Here is a 12,985-nt window from a genome sequence, read left to right as displayed (position 1 = left end):
CTTCACCCCTATTCTATGTTCTGCTTACAGTATGGCATAAGAAACATCATATTATAAAAGAAAAAGCACCGAACATCGATGCTTTTTCTTTACTTCACTTTATTTTTTCCAATATCCTTCTCCATTTCATCACTTGTCACGTCTAAAACATCTAATAAGAAGATGAAGATTGGAATACCGATAATTAATCCCCATACACCTAAGAAGTGTTCTGAGAAGATTAATACCATAAATGTATAGAAAATCGGTAAATTTGTTTTTTGCGACATAAACTTCGGGTTTAATACGTAACTTTCAAGCGCATGAATCACTGTTACGATAACCAAAATATAAACAACGTACATGATACCGCCAATATTGTAAGCAATCATACAAAGTGGGAATAACGAAATGATAACCCCCGCTACTGGAATTAAGCCAAGCAAGAAAATCATTAACGCTAAACCTAATAATTGCGGGAATCCTAATATCCATAATGCGATAACTGAAAGAACACAGTTAACAACAGCAATTAAAAATTGCGCTTCGATTACCTTTCCAAATGAACGTGCAAATTTCTTTCCGAAGTACTCAATTTCAGTATAGAAAATTGCAAGCCTGCTTTCTTTAAACTTTGCAGTAAAACCGACAATACGAGATTTTTCTAATAAGAAAAATAAACTCAAAATTAAAGAAAGTAAAACTTGAAGGCCAAATTTACCAACATTCGTAATCGATTTATACAAAATGTCTACGCCTTGTCCTACATATTTAGAAAGCTCCATATGATTGACAGCATTAACTGCATACTTAATTAGTTCACTATCTGGTGGGTTTCTTAAAAATACATTGAATTGGTAAATCAGTTGTGAAATTTGTATCGTCAATACTGGTAAATATTTAAATAGCGTAATAGCAATTCCACCAATTAACATTACATATAGAAATGCTATAATAATTTTTCGATTAATAGGCATGAAATGATCTAATTTGCGTGAAATAAACTTTTGGAATCGATCCATTAAATACGTGAGAATAAACGTAATTAATATTAAATTCAACATACTTTGCAGCCCGTATAACACGAGAGCAAGTATTACTAATACGAGTAACCTCTGAAATCCTTTGCTTTGAAACAGGTTTTTTATTTGCATAATCGACGAATACTCTCTCCTGTCCTATAAACTAAAACGTTAATAAGTAGATTTCTCTCTCTTTTCTACTTTTAATTATTCATTCATATTAAGATTTTTATAAACTCATTATATGCCTACCTTACCAGGTATATAGTAGCCTACTTCTTATTTTACAATACAATGACCTAATTCAAAACGTATTCTACATAGTATTAATGAAGATTTAAGGAAACTTACATTTTTTAATAGGTCTTACCACTACTGTAACATAAAAAGCAAGCTATCAGTAGAAATCTGTCCTACAAATAGCTTGCTTTTCTTATTTTTTAAGTAAGTTTTACTATCCAATGAATGGCATGAACATTGGGATGACAACTACTGTTACAACCCCAACTACCGTTACAGCAATACTTGCCATCGCTGCCTCTACCTCACCCATTTCAATTCCTACTGCAACTCCTAATGCATGACCCGCTGTTCCAAGTGCTAAACCTTTTGCAATCGGATGTTTCACTCTAAATGTTTTTAAGAATAATGCTCCTAATGCGTATACGATAACTGCGTTGAAAATAACTGCAAACGATGTAATTGCTGGAATACCACCAATACTTTCTGAAATTGGTAACGCAATTGCTGTTGTTGCTGCTTGTGGTAGCATTGAATTCATTACTGCTGTATCTAAACCGATTGCTTTTGCAACAATGAACACGACAATTACTGAGCAAATAGATCCAACCACGATAGCTGATAAAATTTGCCACCAATATTTTTTCAACTTATCAACTTGTTTATATAGTGGGATAGCGAATGCAATTGTTGCTGGCTCTAAGAAGAAACTAATCATTTTTCCGCCAGTATTATATTCTTCAAAAGTAAAGTTACCTACCTTTAGAAATACAATCCCTAATACCATCGCTACGAATAATGGTGTAAATAGGAAGAACCCTTTTGAATGCTTGAATAATAATGTTCCGATTCCGTATGCGATTAATGAAACGACGATTCCGAAATATGGAGTCATTGTGCTTGCCATGTTCATTACCTCCCAACAATATATAAATACAATGTTTACGCAACCTTTCCGTGCTTGCGTCCTTTATTTACTACTTTCAATTCTTTTATATCTTCTGTTTCTTTTTCATCTTTTCCTAAAATAAATTGTGCAAATAATCCTGTTACAGCGAGTAAAATAACTGTCGCTACAACAATTACAGTTAAAATTTGTACAAAGTATTGCCCCATTACACCAAGAGAATTAATAACTGAAATACCTGATGGGACGAATAAGAATCCAATAATACCTGTTAAAGCTGTTCCGAGTGATTCAACTTGCTCCAATTTAATAACTTTTAAACATAATAGACTAAATAAAATAACTAACCCGATTACCGATGAAGGCATTGGAATTGGTAAATGTGTTGCAATAATATTAGAAATTAACATAATAGCTGAAAATATGAATGCTTGTGATAAGAAACTATATACTTTTTTCGTACTCATTTTGGCCACCTCTTTCGATTTGGTACCTTTATTGTATAGGATACAACCGCCCAAGTAAGCGTTTACATAACGGAACGTCAAATATACAGAATCAGTTACAAATATAAAAGGATGAAATACAAAAGCTGCTTCTTAAATACGAAGCAGCTTCTTGAGTTCTTTTGCATATGTACGACTAACAGGTACTTTTGATCCTTCTTTCATAATTAAATTATAAGTAGAGTTAAACCATGGCTGAATTTCAGTAATATGATTAATATTTGCAATAAAGCTACGATGAACACGCATGAAACTTACTTGCGGCAACTTCTTTTCCAAAATCACAAGTGTATCGTGTGTTACATATGTTTCCCTCATTGTTTTTACTGTCACTTTTCCGTCCACAAGTCCTACATATACAATATCTTCAATATTAACAAGTACGATTGATTCTTCAATTGGTAATGCTAATTTATGCATCTCTACTGTTACATCTGTCCCCTTTATTTCGTGCTTCGTTTCTATTTGCGATTGTTTTTGTTTTTTATACTTCTTTAATGTCTGCACAATACGCTCTTCATCAAATGGTTTTAAAATGTAGTCTAACGCATCTACTTCAAATGCTTGCAGTGCATATTGATCATAGGCAGTAGCAAATACAATTGCAGGTGGATTTTTCATCTTCTTTAATATATTGGCGATTTCAAATCCGTTATCATCGGATAATTGAATATCTAAAAACACAATATCTGGTCTACTTTGCATTAGTTCTTCTAATGCGTCTTCCACACAATCAGCCTCACCAATTATCTCAACTTCTTTCGTTCTCTCTAATAAATACTTTAGTTCATCACGTGCTAACATTTCATCGTCAACTACTAATACTTTTAACACCCGGCTCTTCCTCCCCTACTTTTTTTGGAATAACAAAAGTAATCTCTGTCCCCTCATTTAATTCACTTTCGATATGAAGCATCGTTTCTTTTCCAAATAATCCAATAAGACGTTCATTAATATTATATAAAGCTGTTCCAGTCCCTTTCTTTGACGAAACTACCATCTTTCCTAATTGTTCTAAACGTTCTTCCTCAATTCCCTGTCCATTATCTTTTACTTCAAAATGAACCATACCCTCTTTTTCAAAAACATGCACTTCTACTTCACATACTGGTTGCTTCTTCGGAAAAGCGTGTCGCAATGCATTTTCAACCAATAGTTGAAGAACAAATGGTGGTACTAAAGTTGTCTTTAGCTCGTCCTCAATATACATCTTTACCTCATACTTATTTGGGAACCTTGCTTGTTCTAAGGATAGATATGCCTGTACATGGTTTAATTCTTGTTCTAGTGGAATCAATAACTGACGTGCCCCTTGCAAATTACATCGGAAATATACGCTAAGCTGTAATAATAACTTCCTTGCTTTTTCTACATCTGTTCGGCATAAAGCTGATACTGTATTAATCGCATTAAATAAAAAGTGCGGGTTAATTTGCGCTTGTAATGCTTTTATCTCCGCATCTTGAAGTAATTTACTTTGCAACTCAGCTTCTCCTAACTCTAACTGCGTGGAGAATATTTTTGCTAACCCTTCTGCTAATTCTTCTTCAACGCGACTTAACTGGTTAGGATTTTTAAAATACAGTTTTAATGTCCCTATCGTATTTCCATGCGAAGTTAGTGGAATAACAATCGCCGCTTGCAAAGGGCATCCTTCATGTTGACAATTAATGACCTCACGTGATTTTGCTTTCATTATTTGCCCTGTATGTAAAACTTCTTTCGACAAACCAGTTATTAAACTATGTGAAGGAATATGGTGATCTGATGCTAATCCAACATGAGCTAATATTTTCTCTGTATCTGTTAAGGATACCGCATCTGTTCCTGTAAAACGGTGAATAATTTGTGCCACATGCTTACATGATTCTTCTGTTAAGCCTTGGCGAAAATATGGTAACGTTTTATCTGCAATACGTAATACCTTATGAGTCTGAAGTGCCTTTGCGTTCTCTTCCTGACGCAAAATAGCTTGTATCATAGAAAGTAAAATAAAACTTCCAAAACTATTTACAAGGATCATTGGTATCGCAATTGTTTTCACAATGCTCATTCCATCCTCTACAATTAATAGGATCATAATCATTTCTAAAGAAACGATAAAAACACTTAAAATCGCTGAAAACTTAGGAGTAATTGTACGATTATACTTTTTGAAAATGTATCCAATATACCCCGTTATAACACCTGCTAAAATTGACGAGATTGCACAACTTAGAGCTGTCGTCCCTCCAAGCATATAACGGTGAATACCAGCAATTGATCCTACCCCAATTCCGACGATAGGACCACCAAGCAATCCACTAATTCCAACACCCATAATACGTGTATTCGCAATGGTACTCGATGATGAAACACCTTGTAACCAATTTTCATTCATAATCGTATTTCCTGCTATTTCAATCCCAGTGTAATTGCTTACAATTGTAAATACCGAAAAAATACAAATAAGCTTAAGCTTATCTACATAGCCATCCTGTTTATGAAGGAGGCGTCTGAAAGTTTTAATATGAGAGAGTAAAAATCCTAAAATAACTATAAGTCCGACTCGTTCAATCATCATGAGTACTAAATTTAGCATCTTTGATTCATTCCTTTTTATTTAGTTAGTTTTATTATGGGAAAATAATGAAGTCGGCGTCAAGAAGAACGAAATGTTTTTTGAAATATTTTACACATAATAACTTCCTCTTTATTTGACAAGACATATAGAAGAGTGCTAAAAATAAAGTAATATAATACAGTCCTTTAACCCAACCCCGTGAGGTTGAGAAGGAAGTCGGAATACAATATACGTATGTTCTTTTCTTGGGGATACGTATGCTTTTTTGGCCTTCTCATCATATCAGGTGAGAAGGCCTTTTGTTATTCTTCCATAGCGACTGTAGAAAATAAGGAGGAGTAATAATGAACGTCACTACTGATGTACAACAAACAACAGAGGAGACAAAAGCGAAAAGATATAAAACATTATTTGGTTCTGCGCTAGGATATGCAGCAGAAGGTTTAGATATGTTGCTATTATCTTTCGTACTTGTCTATATTTTAAAAGAGTTTCACTTAAGTCCTGTTGAAGGTGGAAACTTAACTTTAGCTACCACAATAGGAATGTTAATTGGTTCTTATTTATTTGGATTTATTGCTGATTTATTTGGCCGTATTCGTACAATGGCCTTCACAATCTTACTGTTTTCACTAGCAACCGCACTCATTTATTTCGCAACAGACTACTGGCAATTATTAATTCTGCGCTTTTTAGTTGGAATGGGAGTTGGTGGTGAATTCGGAATCGGAATGGCCATCGTAACAGAAACATGGTCTAAAGAAATGCGCGCTAAAGCGACATCTGTTGTTGCACTTGGATGGCAATTTGGTGTACTGATTGCTTCACTCCTTCCAGCATTTATTGTCCCACACTTTGGATGGAGAGCCGTTTTCTTATTTGGATTAATTCCAGCTTTACTAGCTGTCTATGTCCGTAAAAGTTTAAGTGAACCGAAAATATGGGAGCAAAAACAACGCTACAAAAAGGAACTATTGCAAAAAGAAGCTGCAGGTAAATTAACAACTACTGAAGCAGAACAACTAAAACATATAAAAAAATTTCCACTTCGAAAGTTATTTGCCAATAAAAAAGTAACAATTACAACAATTGGTCTTATTATTATGTCGTTCATCCAAAACTTCGGATATTACGGAATCTTCACATGGATGCCCACTATTTTAGCAAATAAATATAACTATACATTAGCAAAAGCAAGTGGCTGGATGTTCATTTCTACCATCGGTATGCTAATTGGAATTGCAATCTTTGGTATTCTAGCTGATAAAATTGGTCGCCGTAAAACTTTTGCAATCTATTATATTGGCGGTACAGTATACTGTCTCATTTACTTCTTCTTATTCACAGATTCAACATTATTATTATGGGGAAGTGCATTGCTTGGATTCTTTGCAAATGGAATGATGGGAGGATTTGGAGCAATTTTAGCTGAAAACTATCCTGCTGAAGCTCGCTCTACCGCCGAAAACTTTATTTTCGGTACAGGACGTGGATTAGCTGGATTTGGGCCTGTTATTATTGGCTTACTTGCTACAGGTGGCAACCTACTTGGAGCATTGTCCTTGATTTTTATCATCTACCCAATCGGGTTAATTACAATGCTACTATGTGTACCAGAAACAAAGGGAAAAGTATTAGATTAAACGTAAAAGAGGAAGCATCTCATTTAAGATGCTTCCTCTTTTACGTTTTTATTTATTTTGATTTACTAGCCTTCTGAAATAAGAATGCAGTTTTATCTTCTTCTTTTACAATACCTTGTTTTAATGCTAATTCTCCCGCAACTTTAGGCGCTAACCATAGCATTGGGAATAACAAAATTGATACCGGAACTGCCGTCACCACGATAAATGATTGTAGCGCATTAATACTTCCTTCACCCATATATAAAAGAATTGCTGCAACTGCGCCCATAATAAGCGACCAAAAAATTCGCAAACTAATTCTAGGATCTCCGTCTCCAGTCACTGCCATTGAAATGGAATATGCCATTGAATCTCCTGTTGTCACTACAAATAAAATTGTTAATAAAAGAAATGCTGGTCCAATAATATTAGAAAGTGGCAATTGCCCTGTAATTGCAATCATAGCTGCCGGCATACCAGATTCACTTAATGCGTCCGAGATAGACCCTGGATTCATCAACTCATAAAACACGCCTGATCCACCTAATATAGTAAACCAAAATGTTGTAATAATAGGTGCGATAATTCCAATTGCAACGATGATTTCTCGAATCGTTCTCCCTCTTGAAATTCGACTCACTAAAATTGCCATCATTGGTCCGTATCCAATAAACCATCCCCAGAAAAAGATTGTCCAAGATCCTAACCAACTTGTATCACCACGGTATGTGCTCATCGGTATAAACTCATTTACATAAAATCCAAACGAAGAAACAAACGAATCAATAATAAATCCACCTGGCCCAAATAGTAATATGAATGCCATTAACACAATTGCTAATCTAACATTTAAATTACTTATAATTTGAATCCCTTTATCAATACCTGTTACTGCCGATATGGTAGACACGGCCACCACACAAACAATAATTGCTAATTGAGTAGTAAACACATCAGAAACTCCAAATAATTCTTGTAATCCATAACTTGCTTGTAAACCTAAAAATCCAATTGGGCCAATTGTACCTGCAGCTACTGCAATAATTGCAGCTGCATCAATTATCGTTCCAAGCAGGCTCTTTCTTAATTTTTCCCCAAAAATAGGATATAAAAGCGTTCGAGGTTTTAGCGGCATATCTTTATGATAATGTCCATACATCATAACTACCGCACTAATTGTACCTAAAATCGTCCATGCTAAAAATCCCCAATGCATATAACTTTGTGCTAAAGCAGGCATGACTGCTTCTTTCGTTCCAGCAGATATACCATCATGTATTGGTGGCACCGTCATCAAATGATACATTGGCTCTGCTGCTGCCCAAAAAACGCCACCTCCAGCAAGTAATGTAGACATAATAATAGCAAGCCATTTTGCCGTACTAATCTCAGGTTTTTCTAATCCCCCAAGCTTAACTCTCCCATATTTGGAGAAAGCCATACACATCGCAACAATAAATGTACCTAATAATAAAACTTGCCAGAAGGCACCGAAATATTTAATTGAAAAAGCGAAACTTTTATTAATCGCACTCTCTACATAATCCTTGTTCAAAAAAACTGCAATTACAAATAATAAAAGTGAACCACCACTAATAATAAATACAGGCCAATCAGTTTTTCGACTCTTCATCCTCATTTATACTTCCTCCTTCCTCAGCAATCTAAAAAAACAACTTTATTATGTTTTATTGTTTAAACCTAAAACATAATAATTATATATGCATAACATTTTATCGACTTCCCACATACTTATGTTGTCCCTAAAAATATGCCAAATCCCTTATTAAAAAGAAAAATTCTCTTCCTCTTACATAAAAAAGCAAAACAAAAGACCTTATATTTCTATAAGGTCTTCGAAACAGAAATTTGATTATAACATAAGGTACTCCTTGGTTCAAAAAGCCTCTTCCAAAAATAACCGAGAGTAAAGGCTTCCATTTGCTACATAACAGTAATTAAAAAAAATATATTTTGCAGAAAAAAACTGCACTAAATATTATTTATGAAAGAAATTTGGCTTCAAAATTTCATTCGGATACGGTTTATGATAAATGTAAGTGGTAGCTGGAGATAATGGCGGAATAAGCCATACCCAATTACCTGTTACAACACGACCACAAGCAGCTTCTTGCTTCTCAAATTGCTGAAATTGTTGTGCAGCAGTATGGTGATCAACAATACTAACTCCTTGTTTTTTAAAGGAGTGTAGTACGGCAATATTCAACTCAATTAGCGCCTTATCTTTCCATAAGGTACCGTTTCTCGATGTATCTAAATCCATCATCTCCGCAACAGCCGGAAGTAAATTATAACGATCATGATCTGCTAAGTTGCGCGCCCCAATTTCTGTTCCCATATACCATCCATTGAACGGAGCGGCTGTATAAGAAATACCGCCAATTTCTAAACGCATATCTGAAATCATTGGAACACCATACCATTTTACTCCAAGTGATGAAATAGGGTATTCTGGGTGTTCAATTGGCACTTCTTTTACTTCTTCTCTCGGAATTTCTTTATATGTAGGTGCCTTCCCGTTTATAGAGAATACAAGTGGCAATACATCGAAATTCGTACCTTCTCCTTGCCAACCAAGCCCCTGACAAAAGTCCGTAAATGTAGCGGAATGAGAATCACCAATCACTCCCGTTTCTGTTTTATATCCTGCATATCGAATCAATTGGTGATTATAAATTCTTATATTATTTTCTTCACCTTGATATTGCTTAAAAATCGTAATGGTTGGTTTAACTTTCCCGTCGTTCGTTGCATATTTAATATGATGAATTAATGCATTATATACACCCTCTTCATCATTTACTTCGCGCGCATCTAATATGTGCATCTTACTCCAAAATAGTCTTCCAATACATCTATTACTGTTACGCCATGCCATTCGTGAACCATGAACAAGTTCTTCAAATGTATGCTCATATGTCCCTGTCTTCTCTATCTCAATTTGAATTTCTTTTATACGTTCTTCTATCAATTGTTCTTTATGAAGCTCCTTATAACAAATCGTAATAAAATTACTTGCTTCCTCTATTAATTGTTTCGTTTTACTCATAAACAATCTCCTTCTATTTCAACAAAACCCTGCTACTTTACAGTATAAGCAAAAAGGATAGGAGTCACAAATGAAAGTGAGAGTGTTACTTTTATTGTAATATTTTTCAGAAAATTAATGGACTTACTATTGACTTATATGGAAAATGGGTGTATTTTTGACTCAGGTAAAGTATTTTTACCTAGACCAACTTTTTAAATAGAAAGGAGGTAATGTTATGTCTTCATTTCAATTGCCAAAGCTTTCATATGACTATGATGAACTAGAGCCACATATTGATAGCAATACACTTTCCATTCATCATGGAAAGCACCATGCGACATACGTAAACAATTTAAATGCTACTTTAGAAAATTATACTGAATTACATAATAAATCTTTAGAAGAATTGCTATGTAATTTAGATACTTTACCGAAGGAAATTGTTACAGCTGTACGAAATAACGGTGGCGGTCACTATTGTCATAGTCTTTTTTGGGAAGTGATGAGCCCACAAGGTGGCGGTGAGCCTAATGGAGACGTTGCAAAAGTAATTGATTATTATTTCAATACCTTTGACAACTTAAAAGATCAACTTTCCAAAGCAGCTATTAGTCGTTTTGGAAGTGGCTATGGATGGCTTGTTCTTGACGGTGAGGAACTCTCTGTTATGAGTACACCAAATCAAGATACGCCTTTGCAAGAAGGGAAAATCCCCTTACTCGTAATTGATGTATGGGAACATGCTTATTATTTAAAGTATCAAAATAGGCGCCCAGAGTTTGTTACCAACTGGTGGCATACAGTAAACTGGGACCAAGTAAACGAGAAGTATTTACAAGCAATTCAATCACAAAAACATTAGTCATACGTATAAGGTAAATTTGGTAATGTAAAATCAGTATTGTCGAAATCCTCCAGAATCCCCCGGATTGCCACCGGGGGATTTATGATTACTTCATTGTATTTATATAATGTTTTAAAACATTTTTCATTTCTAGTTTCAGCTCTCGGAACAAAAATCCGAATTCACGAGCCTTTCCATTATGTAATGTACAGTTAGTTACCTCATTATAAGGAGCTATATTTTCCCCAGCTTTCTGAATGAGTGCTTTTATTCCTGTCTTCTCTTCTATGAAATGAATAATTTCTTCCGTAGAAACTACCCCGTTACTACAGGCGTTAATTGGCCCTTTCACATTTTCCATTCCGCACCAAGCTAGAAACTCTCCTGCCTCTTTTTCATGTATAAATGACAAAGTTCCATCTACATGATCCACAACGATAGGTTTTTGGTTCACAATACATTCAACGTAAAATTGTAACCTTTTCGTATAATCGTTTTCTCCAATAACAACTGGAAAACGAACTGCAACAACTGGGAATGTTGCTTGTTGAAATACAACGGCTTCAGCTAATCTCTTTCCTTCACCATAATTGAAGTCATTCCTATCTCCATACGCGATTGCATAATCGTACGGATTAAAGTCTTCTTCTGATAAGCTTAGGGCAGGTTCATAGACGGCCATTGAAGATGTCATAACATATTTCTTCGTTTTCCCTCTTAACACTTCACATATTATCTTCGCTGCATTCGAGCTATAGCATAAATTATCGTATACAATATCATAACTTTTTCCTTCTAGACGCTTTTCTAGTAGCTTTCCATCTTCTCTATCAATAATTATTCTTTTTACTGCGCTACCAAAAGAATCTTCAGTAACTCCCCTCGTCGCAATCGTTACATCGTGCCCCTCTTGCAAAAGTGCTTCTACTAAATATTTACCAAAAAATCTTGTTCCCCCTAGCACCAATACTTTTTTCAACTTCATCATCCCCATTTTAGCAAATTGTAAAATACTACCTCCCTATTATAAGTGCCAACATATAAAAAGCATGGAATTCGTTTAACGATTCCATGCTTTTCTACAGAAAATATATTAACGTACTCGATATTTATAAATACAATAACAGAAGTACAAAATAGAAATTACTGATACATAAACCCATAGTTCATATACAAATCCCTCTCCCCACACTCCCATAAAATAAAAGAGTGAAGGTAAAGTCAATGTTACCCATGATTGTACGAAGGCAATCCTTCCAAGATATTGATTAATGTTCTTCTTTTGTGTATTTAATACAAAGAATAAATACCAAAGTAATGCCCACATAAACCACGTTAACGCATTAACAACATCATGGAATTGAACAAATGAAACAACCATATAGAATAAGGCTATAATTGCTACCCAAATACAAAACCATCCTAGACCACTACTATCCATTCCTTTTATAAAAGTAACACCTACATATAAATAAGTTAATCCAAATAAGAAAGTAGCCGCATATGAATACACTGTCCAATTGCTTTGGTCAGAAATCATGATCAAATAAAACGGAATAATAATTTGTAGTGCACCCACAAATAAATTAAAAACACCCGCACTTTTCATCTCTGCTTTCCCTAATATAACAAGACTATTTAAAAATAAAGCTGCCCCTGAAAGTAATAATCCTACATAACCCATATATATTCGTGTGAAAATCTTTACCTTTCACACTTTTAACCTCCCCACACTATAAAGTGATACTTATATTATTTTTCTTCCCATTTAAAACTACATACATAATTTTTCATTCAAATAAGTCAGACCTCCTACCTCAAAAAGGAGCGAACTTAAAACGCTTTCAATAATAAATAATCCTATTAAAACATGAACTAGGATTCCTTGATTATAAACGGACTCTAGCAATGATACAAGTGTTGGAATACTTTTCAATAATACGCTTTCAATTTCTATAAAAAATTAATAAAATAATACATTCCTCTATCTCATTCTACTACCTTCTAGCATAAGATATTATAAAATCACATCATTTAAAACAGCGAACGCTCTTTTCTAGGTTCGCTAATAAAATTAATAAAAAATGACCTCTTGCTTTTATGCAAAGGTCATTTTTTTATATTCATCATTAAACTTCTAAATAGCCATTTTTATTATTTGATTGCCATTTCCAAGAATCTGCACACATTTCTTCTAATCCGCGTGTTGCCTCCCAGCCTAATTCACGCTTTGCTTTCGATGCATCA

General features: G+C 34.5%; 12 protein-coding genes. 2 read left to right on the top strand and 10 right to left on the bottom strand.

The genetic code is table 11. The features are described from left to right. Positions 1-89: 89 nt before the first annotated feature. From ACS2QP_RS18330 to lytS, 5 genes are all read right to left on the bottom strand, one after another. Entirely contained in the window at positions 90-1,133 is a 1,044-nt protein-coding gene (locus ACS2QP_RS18330) for an AI-2E family transporter (protein WP_438882721.1), read from the bottom strand. Between the two features lie 322 nt (positions 1,134-1,455). Next, positions 1,456-2,148 (bottom strand): antiholin-like protein LrgB, encoded by a 693-nt coding sequence (gene lrgB, locus ACS2QP_RS18325; RefSeq protein ID WP_000168869.1) that lies wholly within the window; start codon positions 2,146-2,148, stop codon positions 1,456-1,458. Positions 2,149-2,183: 35 nt separating this feature from the next. Next, positions 2,184-2,615, bottom strand: coding sequence for an antiholin-like murein hydrolase modulator LrgA (lrgA, locus tag ACS2QP_RS18320; protein WP_000104900.1), 432 nt, complete (start codon positions 2,613-2,615; stop codon positions 2,184-2,186). A gap of 132 nt (positions 2,616-2,747) precedes the next feature. Further along, on the bottom strand, positions 2,748-3,488 hold the full coding sequence (locus ACS2QP_RS18315) for a LytR/AlgR family response regulator transcription factor (protein ID WP_000921843.1): 741 nt from the start codon (positions 3,486-3,488) through the stop codon (positions 2,748-2,750). After that, positions 3,466-5,235 carry a two-component system sensor histidine kinase LytS gene (gene lytS / locus ACS2QP_RS18310; RefSeq protein WP_000933564.1) on the bottom strand — a complete coding sequence of 590 codons (1,770 nt, stop codon included), beginning with the start codon at positions 5,233-5,235 and terminating at the stop codon, positions 3,466-3,468. Before lytS ends, ACS2QP_RS18315 begins: the two co-directional genes overlap by 23 nt. A 326-nt stretch (positions 5,236-5,561) precedes the next feature. On the opposite strand from lytS, the gene ACS2QP_RS18305 reads away from it, so the two are divergent. Next, entirely contained in the window at positions 5,562-6,860 is a 1,299-nt protein-coding gene (locus tag ACS2QP_RS18305; RefSeq protein WP_001103412.1) for an MFS transporter, read from the top strand. A gap of 52 nt (positions 6,861-6,912) precedes the next feature. Here the strand turns inward: ACS2QP_RS18305 and ACS2QP_RS18300 are convergent, their stop codons facing one another. Together ACS2QP_RS18300 and ACS2QP_RS18295 are read right to left on the bottom strand one after the other, a co-directional pair. After that, positions 6,913-8,481 carry a BCCT family transporter gene (locus ACS2QP_RS18300; RefSeq protein WP_001242445.1) on the bottom strand — a complete coding sequence of 523 codons (1,569 nt, stop codon included), beginning with the start codon at positions 8,479-8,481 and terminating at the stop codon, positions 6,913-6,915. Between the two features lie 360 nt (positions 8,482-8,841). After that, complete coding sequence (locus ACS2QP_RS18295) at positions 8,842-9,912, bottom strand: nitric oxide synthase oxygenase (RefSeq protein WP_438882720.1); 1,071 nt, start codon at positions 9,910-9,912, stop codon at positions 8,842-8,844. A 217-nt stretch (positions 9,913-10,129) separates the two neighbouring features. Between ACS2QP_RS18295 and sodA the strand changes: the two genes are divergently transcribed. Then, the gene (sodA, locus tag ACS2QP_RS18290; RefSeq protein ID WP_000094041.1) at positions 10,130-10,756 is read left to right on the top strand and encodes a superoxide dismutase [Mn]; all 627 of its coding nucleotides are present in this window, start codon (positions 10,130-10,132) and stop codon (positions 10,754-10,756) included. Positions 10,757-10,844: 88 nt separating this feature from the next. Here sodA and ACS2QP_RS18285 read toward each other — a convergent pair whose 3' ends face one another. From ACS2QP_RS18285 to ACS2QP_RS18275, 3 genes are all read right to left on the bottom strand, one after another. Continuing rightward, positions 10,845-11,732: an NAD-dependent epimerase/dehydratase family protein gene (locus tag ACS2QP_RS18285; protein WP_438882719.1), complete on the bottom strand. Its 888-nt coding sequence runs from the start codon at positions 11,730-11,732 to the stop codon at positions 10,845-10,847. A 99-nt stretch (positions 11,733-11,831) separates the two neighbouring features. Beyond that, the gene (locus ACS2QP_RS18280) at positions 11,832-12,422 is read right to left on the bottom strand and encodes an AmiS/UreI family transporter (RefSeq protein ID WP_000542569.1); all 591 of its coding nucleotides are present in this window, start codon (positions 12,420-12,422) and stop codon (positions 11,832-11,834) included. A gap of 445 nt (positions 12,423-12,867) precedes the next feature. Next, positions 12,868-12,985: UDP-glucose 4-epimerase (locus ACS2QP_RS18275; protein WP_431148962.1), on the bottom strand; the 118-nt coding region annotated here is incomplete at its 5' end.

Source organism: Bacillus cereus group sp. Bce019, assembly GCF_051781745.1.
Taxonomy (GTDB): domain Bacteria; phylum Bacillota; class Bacilli; order Bacillales; family Bacillaceae_G; genus Bacillus_A; species Bacillus_A cereus.
Note: the sequence above shows the minus strand (reverse complement) of the source record. Positions and strands in the feature narration are given on the sequence as shown.

Excerpts from the sequence above, each read along its gene's own strand:
- lytS (WP_000933564.1), bottom strand. The coding sequence starts at position 5,235 with ATGCTAAATTTAGTACTCATGATGATTGAACGAGTCGGACTTATAGTT.
- ACS2QP_RS18295 (WP_438882720.1), bottom strand. The coding sequence starts at position 9,912 with ATGAGTAAAACGAAACAATTAATAGAGGAAGCAAGTAATTTTATTACG.
- lrgA (WP_000104900.1), bottom strand. The coding sequence starts at position 2,615 with ATGAGTACGAAAAAAGTATATAGTTTCTTATCACAAGCATTCATATTT.
- ACS2QP_RS18280 (WP_000542569.1), bottom strand. The coding sequence starts at position 12,422 with ATGGGTTATGTAGGATTATTACTTTCAGGGGCAGCTTTATTTTTAAAT.
- ACS2QP_RS18285 (WP_438882719.1), bottom strand. The coding sequence starts at position 11,732 with ATGGGGATGATGAAGTTGAAAAAAGTATTGGTGCTAGGGGGAACAAGA.
- ACS2QP_RS18305 (WP_001103412.1), top strand. The coding sequence starts at position 5,562 with ATGAACGTCACTACTGATGTACAACAAACAACAGAGGAGACAAAAGCG.
- sodA (WP_000094041.1), top strand. The coding sequence starts at position 10,130 with ATGTCTTCATTTCAATTGCCAAAGCTTTCATATGACTATGATGAACTA.
- ACS2QP_RS18300 (WP_001242445.1), bottom strand. The coding sequence starts at position 8,481 with ATGAGGATGAAGAGTCGAAAAACTGATTGGCCTGTATTTATTATTAGT.
- ACS2QP_RS18330 (WP_438882721.1), bottom strand. The coding sequence starts at position 1,133 with ATGCAAATAAAAAACCTGTTTCAAAGCAAAGGATTTCAGAGGTTACTC.
- lrgB (WP_000168869.1), bottom strand. The coding sequence starts at position 2,148 with ATGGCAAGCACAATGACTCCATATTTCGGAATCGTCGTTTCATTAATC.